The following is a 17,170-nucleotide window of genomic DNA, read 5'->3' as shown; positions in this document are numbered from 1 at the left end:
TAGCCAATGTTCTTTTCTTGGATTTAGTAAGAGTACATTATCGATATACTTTTTTAATGCTGTTTTAAGAAGTTTTAATTCATATTGGAAATCTTCTGGAAAAGGACAAAAAAAGAAGGTAATTGATTAAGTCCGTACAATGGGTCCTTTTGGTAATCAATAGACGTTACTAATAATTGTTTGTGAGGATACTTACCAAGATGCTTTGAAAGATATCTTGTAATCTTGTCTGTTATTAAGGCTTTCGCTGGATATGGAAGACCTTTTTCTTTGATGTTAGAAATTAAAATAAAGTCATCTGTTTGAACAAAATTATAATCTGGAAATTTCTGAAGTGATAAAAAGGTGTCTATTCGATCGTTTCCACTTAAAATTGTAGTTTGTGTATTGGTTTCTGCATTAACTGAGGTGGCATTAAAATCGAGTTCAGAAGTGACTTTATAATTTCGAGGATAAGTAATACTCAGGGTTATATTGGTTTTAGGGATAAATAAATCATCTAAATTTTTATTACTGTAGTAATGCCATGTGCCATCATAAACAGCTGGCGTAATATACCAATATTTTAAATCAAAATCTTTTGTCTTAGAAACGCCATAATTGGTAAACGTTGCATCAGGTATTAAAAGTTGATAGTTGAGGTGTAGTGTATAGGATTCTCCAGGTTGTAAAGGATTTTGTAAATCCACTTTTATAACGTCTGGATGCGCTTTTAGACGATCGTTTTCTAAAAGATTTTCATTGTCATCTTTAATGGATGTCACGACTGTAAAACCACGTTGCTCGTTTTTAGCTAAATGGAATTTAGTGCTAAATTCTTCTTCAAAACGTTTGGCTAAAGGTGTGGATTTTGTTGAATAACTATTGTTCCAATCATTGAGGTAGATTGTTTTAAGAACATCGTCAGTGTCGTTCTTATAAACTATGGTTTGCGCTACGGTAATAGTATTTGTTTCTACATGAACTTCGGCCTTAATAGCCATAGTATTTTGAGCTGCAGTGGTGTAGCCAATTGCGATTAAAAGGACTGTTATAATGAGATGTTTGTTCAATTAGATAATTATAAATTTTAAAGGGTTAGAATTACTATGAGATATATTAATAAAGTACAAGCCATCTTGTAAGTCAGAAACATCAAGAGATTGCTTTGTATTAGAATTCATATGAAAGGTTTTTACCTGTTGCCCTAAATTGTTATAGATAATCAATGTTTTCTGTTGTAATTCTATTGAATTAATATTGACTACTAATTTATCATTTATTAGTGTTGATTCTAAGCTAAAATTAGATGAAAATTTAAAATTTTGCACACTCAAAAATGTCGCATCCGTTTCTAATGATAATGTAACGGGAAGGTGATCGCTAAAATTGTGTAAATGATTTCTTAATGTATATGAAAATTGAGAACCTTCGGTTTCACATTCTGAAGAATTAATTGATTCATTCCAACATGAAATTAGGCCATTATTACCATAGACTTGGTAAGAGTCTGCCACGTATGTGATATTAGCTGTGCTTGCCATGTTTTCTGAGGTTAATATAAAATCAAACCGATCGTCAAGCCCGCCTGTTGCGCCTCCCATGCCTGTTTGTGTGCGCGTGGATTGAGAAAACACATCTATATAATTAGAATTGTTATGCCAACTACCAACACGGTTTGGCGGATCTATAAATGTAATAGAATTACTATCGCTTAGTAAATTTTGAAATGCAGCTTCAGTAGCGGTGTAAATATTTAAATCACCTCCCAGTATCACGTTACTATTTGAAGGTAGCGTACTTAAGTAGTTCTCTAAAGCGATAACCATTTCTGCTCGTTTTTGTGCATTAACAGTTCCGCTAGAAGCTTTTAAGTGACCAACAATGACGTAGACTTCTACAGGATTAGTGCTTTGATCTTCCGTTTTCAATTGAATGCGATACACATTAAAGTCTCTTAAATAAGTAGGCACAATAATTTCTTCTTCTAAACTGAATTTTGTGCTATTGTAAAATAACAAATTCTGTAAATCATTTTGATTGCCGTAGTTGTCATCAGAAGAGTTGGTTACAAAGCTTGCCATTTCAAAATTGGAATCAATAACCGATTGCGTTGTGTTTAAAATATCTATAGCTCCAACTATATTATTAAGTTCACATACCAGAAATAAATCAGGTTGATAGTCCGATAGAATATAAGATAAGTCCGCTAAGCGATTGGGGACTGCATCTTCTAAGGGGTAATTTAACAAATTGTAAAACATCACTTTAACGGTTTCTTGTCCAGAAACATTAAATAAAGTGAATTGTAGTATTATAAAAAAACTTAAAAATTTCTTTTTCATAGCAGTGAATTGAAAAGTAAGTTTTTTTTTTAGAAATTAGGACTAAGATCGTATTCTTTATAAAAATCGTTTAGTATTTCAATAACTTCATCACCTGAATCTACAAGATGAATTAGGTCTAAATCTTTAGCGCTAATGTTACCAGCATCTACTAGGGTTGTTTTAATCCATTCCATTAAGCCACCCCAAAATTCCTTTCCAACTAAAATGATTGGGAATGATTCTATCTTGTGGGTTTGGATTAAAGTAATGGCTTCAAAAAGTTCATCTAAAGTTCCAAAACCTCCAGGCATTACTACAAAACCTTGAGAGTACTTTACAAACATTACTTTTCTTACAAAGAAGTAATCAAAGTCTAAGCTTTTATCTGAGTCTATGTAAGGGTTATCATGTTGTTCAAAAGGTAGTTCTATATTTAAACCAACAGAAGTTCCACCGGCAATATGTGCACCTTTATTACCAGCTTCCATAATCCCTGGTCCACCACCTGTAATTACTCCGTAGCCTTGATTAACAATTTTATTAGCCACTTCTTCAGCTAATTTATAATATTTATGATCTGGTTTAGTACGTGCTGATCCAAAAATAGAGACACAAGGCCCTATTTTGCTCAGTTTTTCATAACCATTTACAAACTCCCCCATGATTTTAAAAATCGCCCAAGAGTCGTTTGTTTTTATTTCATTCCAACGTTTGCTATTTGTTTCGTTTCGCATAAGATTAATATAATTTGTTATAACAATATAAAAGCCATATGTTACTATGGCTTAGTTTAAATTTTAAGACTTTCAAAGTTAAGTTAAATTGATTGAAATAGGTATTTAATCACCAAAAAAATAAGTGTACCTAGATATTTAGATACGTTTGTAAATTTACTTTATTTAGAATTTATATGGGGTTTCTGTTCGAAACTTATAGGATATAAGATAACAACTATAGTAATAACTAATAAATTGTGAATGAGGATTCTAGTGCTTATGTTAGGGGTGATGTCTAATAATCCAAGCAATCAAACTACGGTGCAGATTCGGCTATAAGCCAAAGCATACCTTTTATAGTGTTAAGAGTTTTGTGTTAGTGAAGTCAAATTATAAACTAAAATGATCGCTTTACTATGTTGAGATCAATAGCGTTAATAATAGGCGTGAATCAATTCGTTTTAGCTTAAGTTTAGTCCGTAATCATTCAACTTTTAAGTGGAAACATTAGTCATTGAGAACAGCTGTATTGCAGTTATGCCATTTCCTTCTTCAAAAATTTAGCCGTATAACTTTTCTTGTCCTTAATGATGTCTTCAGGCGTGCCTTTAGCAACCACATTACCTCCACCTTTTCCTCCTTCGTAGCCAATATCTATGATGTAATCTACCGTTTTTATAACATCAAGGTTATGTTCTATAATTAAAACGGTATTGCCTTTGTCTGCGAGCTTGTTCAACACTTTCATAAGAATCCTAATATCTTCAAAATGTAAACCTGTTGTTGGTTCGTCTAAGATGTAGAAGGTGTTTCCTGTATCGCGTTTGCTTAATTCTGTTGCTAATTTTATACGTTGCGCTTCACCTCCAGAGAGTGTGGTGCTTTGTTGTCCTAATGTGATATAACCTAGACCAACATCTTTAATGGTTTTGAGTTTTCTATGGATTTTAGGAATATGTTCAAAGAACCCAACAGCTTCTTCAATGGTCATGTTTAAGACATCACTAATAGACTTGCCTTTGTAGCGAATCTCTAAAGTTTCTCTGTTAAAACGTTTTCCTTGGCAGGTTTCACATTCAACATAGACATCTGGTAAGAAATTCATTTCAATAACTCGTAATCCACCGCCTTGACAGGTTTCGCAGCGTCCTCCTTTTACGTTAAAACTGAAGCGTCCGGGTTTGTATCCGCGAATCATTGCTTCCGGAATTTTAGAAAACAAACTTCTTATTTCGTCGAACGTTTTGGTATAGGTTGCAGGATTACTTCTTGGAGTACGTCCTATTGGCGATTGATTTATATCTATAACTTTATCTAAATGTTCTAAGCCTTTAATGCTTTTGTAGGGCATCGGGATTTTTACCCCATTAAAATAATGCGCATTGAGAATAGGGTAGAGGGTCTCATTGATTAAGGTCGATTTCCCACTTCCCGAAACTCCTGTGATCCCAATCATTTTTCCTAAAGGAAATTCTACATCAACATCCTTTAAATTATTACCTGTACAGCCTTTAAGGATTAATTTTTTACCATTGCCTTTTCGTCTGGTTTTAGGGATTTCAATTTCCTTTTCACCATTGAGGTAAGCTGCAGTTAAGGTGTGTTGATTTAATAATTCTTTTGGTGTTCCTTGGCTAATAATTTCGCCACCATACTTCCCTGCAAAAGGGCCAATATCAATAACATGATCTGCGCGTTCTATCATATCTTTATCGTGTTCTACGACGATGACAGAGTTACCGACATCTCTAAGAGAAATTAATGAATTAATAAGTTTTTCGTTATCGCGTTGGTGTAATCCAATACTTGGTTCGTCTAAAATATAGAGAACACCAACTAATTGAGAGCCAATTTGTGTGGCTAGTCGTATACGTTGTGCTTCTCCTCCAGATAACGATTTAGAACTTCGATTTAAGCTCAGATAGGTGAGTCCTACATCGAGTAAAAACTGAACCCTGTTTCTTATTTCTTTTATGATTTCTGCCGAAATTTGTTGTTGCTTATTCGTTAATCGGTCTAGTAAGCCTTCTAACCAATCGCTTAATTCTACAACATCCATATTTACCAAATCGGCAATACTTTTACCATCGACTTTAAAGTAAAGTGATTCTTTGCGCAAACGTGAGCCTTCGCAAACAGGACATTCTACTTTGTCCATATATTCTTTTGCCCAGCGTGTTAAGGATGTGGAGTCTGAATTGTACTGACTTTCGATAAAATTAGCCACACCTTCAAAGTCTATTTTGTAATCGCGTGTAACTCCTAAAAGCTTGCTTTCTACTGTGAATTTGTCTTTTCCTCCATGAAGAATAATTTGTTTTGCTTCTTCGGGAATAGCTTTCCATGGATCGCTTAATGAAAACTCGAAACGTTGCGCGATGGTTTCAAACTGTTTAAAAATCCAACTTTTCTTTTGTGGTCCATGTGGAGCTAAGGCACCATTTTTAATCGATAGTGTTTCGTCTGGAACTAGTTTTTTGTCATTGACAACATACAGTTCTCCTATACCATTACAGTTAGGGCAAGCTCCTTTGGGAGAGTTGAAAGAAAAATTATTTGGTTCAGGGTTAGGGTAAGAAATACCTGATGATGGACACATTAAATTTCGACTAAAGAATCGCGGTTCGTTGGTGTCTTGATCAATAATCATTAATACATCGTCACCATGATACATAGCTGTATTAATGCTTTCCATTAAACGTTTCTCATTGTTTTCGGTGTCATCAATTTTTAACCGGTCTATAACAATTTCGATATCGTGGGTTTTGTATCGGTCTAGTTTCAGGCCCTTTTCGATATCCACAATCTCACCATCGGTTCTAACTTTAACAAAACCTTGTTTGGCAATTTGTTCAAACAATTCGCGGTAATGCCCTTTACGAGAGCGTACGACAGGTGATAAGATGTTAATGCGTTTCCCTTTATATGATTCTAAGATGAGGTCTTTAATTTGCTCATCATTATAGCTTACCATTTGCTCTCCCGTTTCGTAGCTATAAGCATCTGCAGCTCTAGCATACAACAAGCGCAAAAAGTCATAAATCTCAGTTATGGTGCCAACTGTAGAACGTGGAGATTTACTCGTTGTTTTTTGTTCAATGGCAATTACAGGAGAAAGTCCATCAATTTTATCAACATCTGGTCGTTCTAAACTCCCTAAAAACTGGCGTGCGTATGCCGAAAAGGTTTCAATATATCGACGTTGTCCTTCGGCATAAATAGTATCGAAAGCCAAGGACGACTTACCACTTCCAGATAGACCCGTAATTACAACTAGCTTATCTCTAGGAATGCTAACGTCGATGTTTTTAAGATTGTGAACACGTGCTCCTTGTACTTCAATAGAATCGTTGAATTGGCTCATATATAGTGAAAATCCTTCTGTTATTTTGGCAAAGTTGCAAAGGTACGGATTTTAGATGTTAAAATATGTGAAGGTTAATTATATACAATTGTAATTATGGCTTTGTTGTTAATGGGGGGATTATTGATTTCTCTTTATAAAAAACGAGTACTAAACCGCTTATTATTTATGCTTAACAGGATTGTACGTATTGGGTGTTGTTATGGTTAATTCATGTTAAGTGCGAAGTCGTCCCCTTTTATGCGATTATCCTTGTCTTTTCCCTATCTTTATTCTAATTTAAATAAAATCTATAACCCTTATGAAAATAATTGGGATTGGTAAAAATTTCGTTAATGACATTTCTGAAATTAACGCGTTAAAAACAGGTGCTCAAACTATATTTACAAAACCAGAATCTAGTTTAGTTACGGGGAATAAAGATATTGAATTCCCGAAGATCACAAAGCAATTGGCATATGAAGTAGAGCTAGTTGTTAAAATAGGAAAACGCGGTAAGGACATCGCTGTTACTGATGCAGTGTCTTATATTTCTGAAATTGCGATAGGTATCGATTATACAGCTAAAGATGTATTAGCTGCTAGTAGAGAAAATAAAGGGCCTTGGGCTTTGGCAAAAGGTTTTGATGGAGCATCTCCGATTTCGAAATTTAAACCGGTTTCAGAGTTTTCAGATTTAGAGACTATAAATTTCGATCTGAAAATTAACGGAGAACAAAAACAAGTGGGTACAACAGGTTTAATGATTTATAGTTTTGCTGAAATTATTGCATATGTATCGTCTTTTATGACTTTAGAAGAAGGAGATCTTATTTTTACAGGGACACCTGCAAGTGGTACCGGATTAGTAGACAAGGGAGATCACTTACAAGCTTCAATTGAAAGTGAATTGCTTTTAGATTTTAAGATGCTTTAAATAGTGTAAGGCGCTTTAGATTAATCGAATTTATTAATTCTCGCGATCGATTTTATCGTATGCACGAATTAACAAAACCGCCCAAATGATAACACATATAGATATGAATATTGAAAATGAGAATATAATTTCATTTGCCTCCATTGAAAATCTGTTTTATAAAGATTACAATTCCTAGAAGTGTTGGTGCCCAAAGTCCAATAAAGATGGCATGCAGTTCATCACCTCTTAAAAATAGGTATTCAGCAACCAAAATGATTAAAACGCATAAGGCAAGCATAAAGAAATTTAAAGGGCCTATTTTTTTATAAAATTCATTAATGGAGGGGTGTTGGTAAGTCTAAGTTAATAAAAAAAGATGTAGTTTCTAATAGAATGAAAAAATAAAGCGATTTTATTGTTGGTGAAATGATGGCGGGTATAATTGTGATTTTAGGATTTAGTTATTAATGTTTTATGGTTATTGTAATTTAACTGCTTGTCTTAAAACAAGTACCTTTTAAGTGTATTAATGTTATTCCTTTTCATTATATTTAATTAAATAAAAAAGAGAAATCTTAACATCTGATTATTATGTCGAAATCACAAGATTCAAAAAAGAATGTCAAAAAAGAACCTACTAAAACGGCCAAAGAGAAGAAAGCCGATAAAATTGCTAAAAAGGCAAGTAGAACGTAGTTATGAAGGTGAAATTTAATAAAAACCATTCTTTTTAGAGTGGTTTTTTGCTTTAAAGCAATTATCTTTAAAATTATAAAAATAATAGATTAGAACAATGGATATAAAACTCGCAGTATTAATAGATGGAGATAACATTCCATCGGCTTACGTAAAAGAAATGATGGAAGAAATAGCGAAGTATGGTAACCCTACCATTAAGCGTATTTATGGAGATTGGACCAAACCCAATTTATCTAAATGGAAAAACGTCTTATTAGAAAATGCCATAACTCCTATACAGCAATACGGATATACTACAGGAAAGAATGCCACAGATTCTGCAATGATTATAGATGCTATGGATATTTTATATTCCGAGAAAGTAGATGGCTTTTGTTTAGTTTCTAGCGATAGTGATTTTACACGTTTAGCAACGCGTTTGCGCGAAGCAGGTATGGCTGTTTATGGTATTGGTGAAAAGAAAACACCAAACCCATTTATTGTGGCGTGTGATAAGTTTATTTATATCGAGATTCTTAAAAACCAACGTGAAGAGCGACCTTCAGAATCTAGTACAGCACCAACAGCACCAAAAAATGACTACGATACCATCACTCAAAAAGAGATTAATTTTATTGCGTCTACTATAGATGATGTTGCCGATGATGATGGCTGGGCGTTCTTAGGAGATGTAGGGAGTTTGTTGCAAAAGAAACAGCCTAATTTTGATTCTCGTAATTATGGGTTTCAGAAGTTAACACCTTTAATTAATTCAATTCCTGCATTTGAAATTGAACGCCGTGAAGATTCTAGAGGGCGTTCAAAGTTAATTTATGTAAAACTTAATGAGGACAAATCCAAGCGAAAGAAGAAATAGGTTGTGTTATAAAATAATCCTTATTAGCCTATGGTTATTGGGAAATAAAGACATAAAAAAAACTTAGTCTAAATTACAGGCTAAGTTTTTTTTATATCCATTAATTAAGGATGTCTTGTTATTTCGTTAAAACAAGTTCGCCAGAATTTATAGCTTTTACATAATTGGCTTTAACGTTGTTTAAAAATCCAAAGAATTTAGAACCGTCTTTTTTCTTAAGAATTATCGTCGTAGATCCGTTATCTGTTGTTTCTACTTTATCAATAACGACAGTTTCATTATTTACAGATTTATAAGCGGTTACTACACCGCGTTTTATTAAAATATTTGCTTTAGGAAAATCAATATGATTAAAGCCTTGAACAGATTGTGTTTTTATCGTTAAAATATCCCCAACTTTTGGGTTGTTACTAGCAGAAGCTGTTAAAACGAAAGCAAAGCATAGAATAGTGAAAATTACGTTTTTCATAGTGGATTGGATTTAAATTGTGTTTGTAGTAAAAATAGTAAGATGTTTAAGTCGGATTTATAACTTTTACTAATTCTTAACATTTATAAATACATTCTAAATTCAGATTGTTTTTTTATTATTTTAGTTTTTTTAACCCTTAAGCATATAGAAAACACTATGAAATTATTAGGAATAGGATCGAGAATAAATCACCCGGAATTTGGAAAAGGAGTCATTACAAATGTAACATCAAAACATTATTGGGTCACCTTTATTGATAATGGTCTAGAAACTATTGATTTAGATTCTGAATTTGAAGTCATTGAAGCTGCTGAAGACGAGGTTGATACCGTAAGTTTTTATGACGTAGAACGTAGTTTAACGTCTATATTAAAAAAATGGTCAGATGCTTCTGAAGTTGTAACGATTGCCGATAAGTGGAAAGGTGGTAAATTAATTATGCAACCTGGTGATACCAATTTAAAGTCGAGCGAAGTTCCCATAGATACCTTTTTTCATAAAATTACAATGGTGCGTGATCGCTTACGTGTCATGGAGCAAAAGATTAACTCAAGCAATTTAGAAGAACAAGAAAAAATCGATTTACAACAATATATTACACGAAGCTATGGCAGTTTAACGAGTTTTAATGTGTTGTTTAAGTTGAAGTCACAGCAGTTTGTTGGGCAACGGTCTAAATAGTTTTAGGTTGAATCGTAATATCATTGTATGCTTTTTTCTTAGCGTTCATTTTGAGTTTCAATTTTGTTATTTTATTAAATCGGAAGTTATAAAATGCGATTATTTTTGTTAAAGCACCATTCCCTGCTATTATTAATAGGATAGAACTTAATTAACGTGATTGTGCTAATCCTTGATTTGTTTTTATAACACTAATTAGTGCTCATTATTTCTGAAAATCGTTAGTTTCGATGCTATCGGAATTTAGGTGTTGAATTTTTATTTTGTTGGGTAATTTGGTCGTAATTTTTTACAACTTAGCAACTTTGCGTGAAACAAAATTAAAGTTTCAAGCCCTTAACATCCGTAATCTCAATACCCAAAAACAAAAACTTATGAAAGGTTGGTAGCAGAGCTCCACTTTCTGTAGTGGTCCAGTTTTCCCAAGTAGCCTCTATACCTTCAATAGGAAGAATATCTACCCACATTTGAAAACTTTTTGGTTTGTAACTGTCATCTAAGTGCCATAAGTAAGAATCTCCAGGAGTAGAGCCTCCAGAAGTATAGGTTACTAAAAGTGCTTCTTTACCGTTGTCTGTTTTTACGATGCGTCGTTCTGTTCCGTTATCTAAAACTTTATAAGGTGCAACTAACCAGAAGGAATCATTATTAAAATAGCCTTCTGCTTTGTCTATATAATCTTGTTTTTCTACTCCGTTATATTCTTGTTGTGCGACAAAGACTTTAGAGTTGTTTCGGTTCTTTAGATCTAAAATAACGGTAAAATGACTCCATGAGACTTCACAAGTGTTTTTAGACTTATACCATTTGTATTTATGTCTGTCTTTAAACGTCCATTCTAAATAATCCGTATTAAGATATGCGTCTTCATTTAAAGCTTTTAACATTTTTGTTGCCAATTGATCGGCTTCTATACCTAGCTGTCCTTTAGGTAGATCTTCATTGTATTTAAAATAGATAAACCCAAAGAGTAGTAATGATGGTAACGTGAAGAATACAATGACTCCTCCTATGATTTTTAGTGTTTTTTTTAATTTTGATTGCTTGGCCACGAGTTGTTGAATTGTTTGTTGTGCAAATTTAGTATAAATACGTTTGCTTCATTCTAATCAAATCAGTTAAATCACAGCTGAGCTCCAAAAAGAATAATCATCACAATTCTGATTGTTGTCGGAATTGTGATGAAAAATGATGAAACTATAATTTTTAATTATCAGACTTATAGCCTTTAGGCCGTTTCCAACGTATAGGTGCTTTTGGTTCTGGTTTTAGTTGAAACTCATTATTTTTAAGTAATTTCATGGCTTCTTCAATAGCACGTTCTAATCCATCGTATTGTGCTGTAAAGGCAATTTGTGTTCCGTCATTAGAAAAATGTGGACTAGATTCATAACCATCATCGCTGGTTAATCTAATGGCAGTTCCTCCATTAGCAGAAGCTTTCCATAAGTCGTTGGCATAGACAAATACCACATCATTACCATGCAAAGTGGGTTGTCTTAATAGTTGTGTCCCTTGCGAAAAGGAGAATAGTGAGTAGCAAAAGGCTAGTGTAACAATAAATTGTTTCATGTTTAGATGGTTTTGATACGTAAGTTTTGTTATGAAATTCGGTGAGTATAAATATACAATTTACCGTTTGTAGAATATTAAAAAAGATGTTAAAAACCTATTACACAACTTAAATTTATGGCGGTTTTCTTTAGGCTAAAGTCTTAAACATCAATTAAAATTTAAAAATTTTCAAACTGTTTCTCTATCTCAATTCGTTTTGTAATACTGAAAGCTCTAAGATCTTCAAAAAACAAGGTAAAATCGGCCTCAAAAGCCTCGTAGTATTCTTTTAATTCTTTGGTGGCTTCGTTCATTTTAGATTGTCCTTTGGTTCTTTGATTCATGCCGTTTAAAACAATTTGAATTCCTTCAATTGTAGCATAGCTTAGTAGCCAATTACCTTCTATCATTATCGGAGTTATTCTTTTAAAACGCGGAGGTAGAATATCTATGTTTTTGATAAGCGTTTTATAAAAATTGGAGATGTAAATATCTAGAGGGATGTCGGAATACGTTTTCCAATTTTTTGCTAAAAAATGATCGAAAAAGATATCTACAATCACTCCGCTGTAATGACCATATCCTTTATGTAAGCGTTTGGTGCATTGTCTAAAAAGCGGATGTGCATCTGTAAATGTGTCGATATTACGATGTAATTGAATACCAATCTGAAGGTCCTTAGGGTATATTTTGTATTTATTACCTCTAACACCATCACCTACAAAGTTACCTATAGCAATCTGTTCGTTGTTTCCTGAAAGATAAATATGAGCGAGAAAATTCATGCATCGAATTTACAAATTCATAATCACAAAATAGTTAAAAACGGTATATCTATTTATATTTGCTAAAAATAGATAGAGGCATGACTTTAATAAAATCAATATCAGGAATTAGAGGAACTATTGGTGGGCCAGTAGACGAAAACCTAACCCCAATAGATGCGGTTAAATTTGCAGCAGCTTATGGAACTTGGTTGAAGCAGCAGCGCCAAAAAGAGAATTATATCGTAGTTGTTGGACGTGATGCTCGTATTTCTGGAGAAATGATTCAGAATTTGGTAATGAATACTTTAGTCGGTCTTGGAATACATGTTATTGATTTAGGCTTGTCTACAACTCCTACGGTTGAAATAGCAGTACCCTTAGAGCATGCCGATGGAGGTATTATATTAACGGCAAGTCATAATCCAAAACAATGGAATGCCTTAAAGCTTTTAAATGCTAAAGGTGAGTTTTTGAATGGAGCAGAAGGGCAGAAAATATTAGAAATAGCAGATTCTAATACCATGAATTTTGCTGAGGTTGATGATTTAGGAAAAATAACGATTAACGATGCGTATATTGATATCCACATCGATGAGGTTTTAGACTTAGACCTTGTTAATGTAAAAGCCATAAAAGAAGCCAATTTTAAAGTGGTTGTAGATGGTGTAAATTCTACAGGAGGTATTGCTATCCCTTTATTATTAGAGCGCTTAGGTGTTGAGCCGGTAAAATTATATTGTGATCCAACAGGGCATTTTCCACATAATCCAGAACCTTTAAAAGAACACTTAGGGGATTTAGCCAAAGCGGTGGTAAAAGAACATGCAGATTTCGGAATTGTAGTAGATCCAGATGTCGATCGTTTGGCGTTTATGGATGAAACCGGAGAGATGTTTGGTGAAGAATATACCTTGGTTGCTTGCGCTGATTACGTGCTAAGTAAAACGCCAGGAAATACCGTAAGTAATATGAGTTCTACGCGTGCCTTGCGCGATGTTACTGAAAAGCATGGTGGGACATATGAAGCTAGTGCTGTAGGTGAAGTGAACGTTGTTGCTTTAATGAAGAAAAACAAGGCGGTTATTGGAGGTGAAGGAAATGGAGGTGTTATTTATCCGGAATCGCATTACGGACGTGATGCTTTGGTTGGTGTTGCTTTATTTTTAAGCTTATTGGCCGAAAAACAAATGAAAGTTAGTGAGCTTAGGGCGTCTTACCCAAACTATTTTATGAGTAAGAAGAAAATAGAGTTAACTCCCGGATTGGATGTTGATGGCATTTTAAATGCTATCGAATCTAATTATAGCCATGAAAAATTAACGACTATTGATGGTGTCAAAATTGATTTCGCTGATAGTTGGGTGCATTTACGTAAGAGTAATACAGAACCAATTATTAGAATTTATACAGAGGCACCATCACAAGAGGCAGCAGACACTTTAGCTGATCGATTTATTGCTGAAATAAAAGCGATTGCTAATATTTAGAAGTATTAAAAAGCTGTAAATAGCTTAGAGTTTCAAGTAAATAAAAGTATATTAAGACATGTGTTGATAGTCATCGTCTTAAATTTGTAAAATGACAGAAGGATGATTTTAGAAACGAATTCTACAGAGGTAACTGAATTGGAAGCCTATTTTAATCAATTTAGACAACATATCATTGGTCAGGATCAACGCTTTGAATCCCCTTATGGTGAACAAAAAATCATCTATACCGATTGGACGGCTTCGGGACGTTTATACCGGCCTATAGAAGAGAAAATAAGTAATGAGTTTGGGCCTTTTGTAGCCAATACACATACGGAGACTACAGTTTCTGGTACAGCAATGACCAAAGCGTATCATAAAGCCAAGCGTATTATTAAGGATCACGTTAATGCTAATGATGATGATATTTTAATCTGCTCAGGAAATGGTATGACAGGGGTTATTAATAAGTTTCAGCGTATTTTAGGTTTAAAAGTTCCTGAGAATTTAAAGGAATTTACTTCTATTCCAGAGGAAATGCGCCCTGTTGTTTTTGTTTCGCATATGGAACATCATTCTAACCAAACGACCTGGTTAGAAACGATGGCTAAAGTTGAAGTTGTTCCGCCAGATGACGATGGTTTATTTTGCTTAAAGAATTTAGAAACCTTATTACATAAATATAAAGATTGTACCATAAAAATTGCTTCTGTAGTAGGCGGTTCTAATGTTACAGGTATTCAGATTCCGCATCATGATGTTGCTAAATTAATGCACAAACATGGTGGTGTTTGTTTTGTGGATTTTGCTTGTTCTGCACCTTATGTAGATATGGATATGCATCCTAAAGATGAAGACGCGCAATTAGATGCTATTTTCTTTTCACCTCATAAATTTTTAGGTGGACCAGGAACCTCAGGTGTTTTGGTTTTTAATAAGAAGTTATATAAAAATATGGTGCCTGACTGTCCGGGAGGAGGTACTGTAAGTTGGACTAATCCTTGGGGAGAGCACAAGTATATTGATAATATTGAAGATCGAGAAGACGGTGGAACGCCAGGGTTTCTTCAGACCATAAAAACAGCACTTTCAATTCGCTTAAAAGAGCAAATGGGGGTTGCTAATATTTTGAAGCGTGAGCACGAATTAGTGACTATCATTTTTGATAAGCTTGAGACGATATCAAATATAAATATTCTTGCAGGTCAACATAAGGATAGACTTGGAGTGATTTCATTCTATATTGACGATTTACATTTTAATCTTGCCGTGAAAATTTTAAATGATAAATATGGTATTCAAACGCGTGGTGGTTGTAGTTGTGCAGGTACTTATGGTCACTTTTTACTGCATGTAGATCAGCAAATGTCGCATGAATTAACTAATGAAATTTCTATCGGAGATTTAGTCCGTAAACCAGGGTGGATTCGTATGTCTATTCATCCTACGACTACCAATGCCGAAATTGAATATGTATGCGATAGTATTATTGAATTAGCTAAAGAACATAAAATATGGGCTAATGATTATGAATACTCAAAATGTAATAATGAGTTTATACATAAGTCTTTAGTTGATACGTCGCATTCTACTACTAATGTAGACGCATGGTTTGATTTAGCTTGAATTCGGTTTAGACTTGTCTTAAGACAGCGTTTTTGCTTATTGGAATTCAGTAGGTACTTTATCTCTATGTTTCCAACGTTTGTGCGTCCAAAGGTAATATTGCGGAGCTTCTAAGATTTGTTTTTCTACCATTTTAAAAAACAAGTCTGTTATTTCGTAATCCTTGTATGCTCTAGGAGTTTCGGTAATGGTGGTAAAGGTTGTTTCGTAATAACCTCGTTTGATGCGTTTCACGCTAAAAAAAACCACTGCCATATCTAATTTTTTAGCTAGCATTTCAGCACCTGTATACATCGGTACTTTTATCCCCATAAATTCATTCCAATGAAAAGCCTTATGTGCTTTAGGCGATTGATCGGAAACAAATCCATTGATGGTTAGCTCACCTTTTTTCTTACTTTCAAGGAGGACACCATAGGTTTCTTTGGTGGTAATTAAATGAGAATTGTACTTAGCTCTAATTCGTTTAATGAGTTTGTCAAAATGCTTGTTAGCTAAACGTTTATAGACGGCATAGCCCTTATGCTTAATATGTTTTTGTAAAATGAAAATCCATTCCCAACTTCCATAATGTGCACACATTAAAATAATACTTCGTTGTTTTTTTTCTAAATCATTAATAAGTTCAAGGTTAGTGAATTTGAAGCGTTTATTTATTTGTGCTTCTGTAATCGTTAAGGATTTAATGGCTTCTACCATCATGTCGCAAAAGTGGTGGTAAAATTGCCTAGTAATTTTAGATATTTCTTTTTCAGACTTATTAGGGAAGACCAATCTTAAATTTTCTTTTACTACGACCTTTCTGTAACCAAAAATCCTATACATAAAAATGTAAATCACATCAGAAAAGGCATAAAGTAATCTAAAAGGTAACATTGAAATTAACCAAAGAATTGGATAGATTAAAATATAAGCTATACGTTGCATTAATGTATATTAGTATTGAAGTGCAAATATATATTATATTTGAATTATAGGATTAGAGTTTATGGACAATTTAGGTATTAGCATCGTTACTATTGTGATTATTGCAGCTAACGTTATCATGTCTTTTAAAGGATTTGATGATCGTGTTTTTTTTGAAAAATATAAGTTTAATGTTGGTAGTATAAAACGCGGCGAACAGATTAGAATGTTGAGTTCTGGATTCTTACATGCAGACGTAACGCATTTGTTGTTTAATATGTTTACGCTGTTTTTCTTTGCCGATGCTGTTATTATGGTGTTGGGGTCATTTCATTTTATTATTATTTATTTTGCGAGTTTAATTTTTGGAAATTTACTCTCGCTTTATTTTCATAAGGATGAGTATTGGTATAGTGCCATTGGAGCTAGTGGAGCTGTAACCGGAATTTTGTATTCTGCGATACTCCTTCAACCCGATATGAGTTTGTATATGTACTTTATACCGATTCCTATTCCTGGTTATGTCTTCGGTATAGGTTATCTTTTGTATTCTATTTATGGTATGAAAAATAAGGTAGGTAATATTGGTCACGATGCTCATTTTGGTGGTGCTATTGGTGGTTATGTGGTTACGTTGATATTGATGCCAAGTTTGTTTCAAAGTAACTTAGGGTATGTGGGCTTATTAGCGATACCTATTATCATCTTGTTTGTATTGCATAAGACAGGGAAATTGAAATAAACGATCTTTCTTAAGGTCCAATTTAGCTTCTATGGTAAGTTAATAGCGGCTAAAAAGGTATGACATATGTCATCTTTTTATAAAATAGCTAAAGTCATATTTGTAGCTTATTTA

General features: G+C 33.7%; 16 protein-coding genes. 6 read left to right on the top strand and 10 right to left on the bottom strand.

Features of this window, described 5'->3' with window-relative positions:
• Positions 1 to 74 precede the first annotated feature (74 nt).
• From ACXGSQ_RS15920 to uvrA, 4 genes are all read right to left on the bottom strand, one after another.
• On the bottom strand, positions 75 to 1,052 hold the full coding sequence (locus tag ACXGSQ_RS15920; protein WP_458627136.1) for a gluzincin family metallopeptidase: 978 nt from the start codon (positions 1,050 to 1,052) through the stop codon (positions 75 to 77).
• The gene (locus ACXGSQ_RS15915; protein ID WP_458627135.1) at positions 1,053 to 2,324 is read right to left on the bottom strand and encodes a T9SS type A sorting domain-containing protein; all 1,272 of its coding nucleotides are present in this window, start codon (positions 2,322 to 2,324) and stop codon (positions 1,053 to 1,055) included.
• 29 nt (positions 2,325 to 2,353) lie between these two features.
• The gene (locus ACXGSQ_RS15910) at positions 2,354 to 3,040 is read right to left on the bottom strand and encodes an LOG family protein (protein ID WP_458627134.1); all 687 of its coding nucleotides are present in this window, start codon (positions 3,038 to 3,040) and stop codon (positions 2,354 to 2,356) included.
• Positions 3,041 to 3,557: 517 nt separating this feature from the next.
• Positions 3,558 to 6,386 carry an excinuclease ABC subunit UvrA gene (gene uvrA / locus ACXGSQ_RS15905; protein WP_458627133.1) on the bottom strand — a complete coding sequence of 943 codons (2,829 nt, stop codon included), beginning with the start codon at positions 6,384 to 6,386 and terminating at the stop codon, positions 3,558 to 3,560.
• A 301-nt stretch (positions 6,387 to 6,687) separates the two neighbouring features.
• Here uvrA and ACXGSQ_RS15900 point away from each other — a divergent pair, with 301 nt between their 5' ends.
• Positions 6,688 to 7,302, top strand: a complete 615-nt coding sequence (locus ACXGSQ_RS15900) for a fumarylacetoacetate hydrolase family protein (RefSeq protein ID WP_458627132.1) — start codon at positions 6,688 to 6,690, stop codon at positions 7,300 to 7,302.
• Between the two features lie 130 nt (positions 7,303 to 7,432).
• On the opposite strand, the gene ACXGSQ_RS15895 is transcribed toward ACXGSQ_RS15900, so the two are convergent.
• Entirely contained in the window at positions 7,433 to 7,582 is a 150-nt protein-coding gene (locus tag ACXGSQ_RS15895; protein WP_458627131.1) for a hypothetical protein, read from the bottom strand.
• 495 nt (positions 7,583 to 8,077) lie between these two features.
• Here ACXGSQ_RS15895 and ACXGSQ_RS15890 point away from each other — a divergent pair, with 495 nt between their 5' ends.
• Positions 8,078 to 8,839: an NYN domain-containing protein gene (locus ACXGSQ_RS15890; RefSeq protein WP_458627130.1), complete on the top strand. Its 762-nt coding sequence runs from the start codon at positions 8,078 to 8,080 to the stop codon at positions 8,837 to 8,839.
• A 118-nt stretch (positions 8,840 to 8,957) separates the two neighbouring features.
• Here the strand turns inward: ACXGSQ_RS15890 and ACXGSQ_RS15885 are convergent, their stop codons facing one another.
• Entirely contained in the window at positions 8,958 to 9,308 is a 351-nt protein-coding gene (locus ACXGSQ_RS15885) for a hypothetical protein (RefSeq protein ID WP_458627129.1), read from the bottom strand.
• Positions 9,309 to 9,467: 159 nt separating this feature from the next.
• Here ACXGSQ_RS15885 and ACXGSQ_RS15880 point away from each other — a divergent pair, with 159 nt between their 5' ends.
• Complete coding sequence (locus ACXGSQ_RS15880) at positions 9,468 to 9,992, top strand: hypothetical protein (RefSeq protein WP_458627128.1); 525 nt, start codon at positions 9,468 to 9,470, stop codon at positions 9,990 to 9,992.
• 320 nt (positions 9,993 to 10,312) lie between these two features.
• Here ACXGSQ_RS15880 and ACXGSQ_RS15875 read toward each other — a convergent pair whose 3' ends face one another.
• The 3 genes from ACXGSQ_RS15875 to ACXGSQ_RS15865 form a co-directional block, all read right to left on the bottom strand.
• Positions 10,313 to 11,044 (bottom strand): hypothetical protein, encoded by a 732-nt coding sequence (locus ACXGSQ_RS15875; protein WP_458627127.1) that lies wholly within the window; start codon positions 11,042 to 11,044, stop codon positions 10,313 to 10,315.
• A gap of 154 nt (positions 11,045 to 11,198) precedes the next feature.
• Positions 11,199 to 11,564 carry a hypothetical protein gene (locus ACXGSQ_RS15870; RefSeq protein WP_458627126.1) on the bottom strand — a complete coding sequence of 122 codons (366 nt, stop codon included), beginning with the start codon at positions 11,562 to 11,564 and terminating at the stop codon, positions 11,199 to 11,201.
• Positions 11,565 to 11,725: 161 nt separating this feature from the next.
• Complete coding sequence (locus ACXGSQ_RS15865; RefSeq protein ID WP_458627125.1) at positions 11,726 to 12,331, bottom strand: acyl carrier protein phosphodiesterase; 606 nt, start codon at positions 12,329 to 12,331, stop codon at positions 11,726 to 11,728.
• A gap of 80 nt (positions 12,332 to 12,411) precedes the next feature.
• Here ACXGSQ_RS15865 and glmM point away from each other — a divergent pair, with 80 nt between their 5' ends.
• A complete protein-coding gene (glmM, locus tag ACXGSQ_RS15860) occupies positions 12,412 to 13,800 on the top strand; it encodes a phosphoglucosamine mutase (protein ID WP_458627124.1) in 1,389 nt (462 codons plus the stop codon).
• 102 nt (positions 13,801 to 13,902) lie between these two features.
• Positions 13,903 to 15,408: an aminotransferase class V-fold PLP-dependent enzyme gene (locus tag ACXGSQ_RS15855; RefSeq protein WP_458627123.1), complete on the top strand. Its 1,506-nt coding sequence runs from the start codon at positions 13,903 to 13,905 to the stop codon at positions 15,406 to 15,408.
• 36 nt (positions 15,409 to 15,444) lie between these two features.
• Here the strand turns inward: ACXGSQ_RS15855 and ACXGSQ_RS15850 are convergent, their stop codons facing one another.
• Positions 15,445 to 16,335 carry a lysophospholipid acyltransferase family protein gene (locus ACXGSQ_RS15850; protein ID WP_458627122.1) on the bottom strand — a complete coding sequence of 297 codons (891 nt, stop codon included), beginning with the start codon at positions 16,333 to 16,335 and terminating at the stop codon, positions 15,445 to 15,447.
• Positions 16,336 to 16,396: 61 nt separating this feature from the next.
• On the opposite strand from ACXGSQ_RS15850, the gene ACXGSQ_RS15845 reads away from it, so the two are divergent.
• Positions 16,397 to 17,056: a rhomboid family intramembrane serine protease gene (locus ACXGSQ_RS15845; RefSeq protein WP_458627121.1), complete on the top strand. Its 660-nt coding sequence runs from the start codon at positions 16,397 to 16,399 to the stop codon at positions 17,054 to 17,056.
• Positions 17,057 to 17,170 lie beyond the last annotated feature (114 nt).

The sequence above is a fragment of the Winogradskyella sp. PC D3.3 genome (assembly GCF_054366245.1).
Note: the sequence above shows the minus strand (reverse complement) of the source record. Positions and strands in the feature narration are given on the sequence as shown.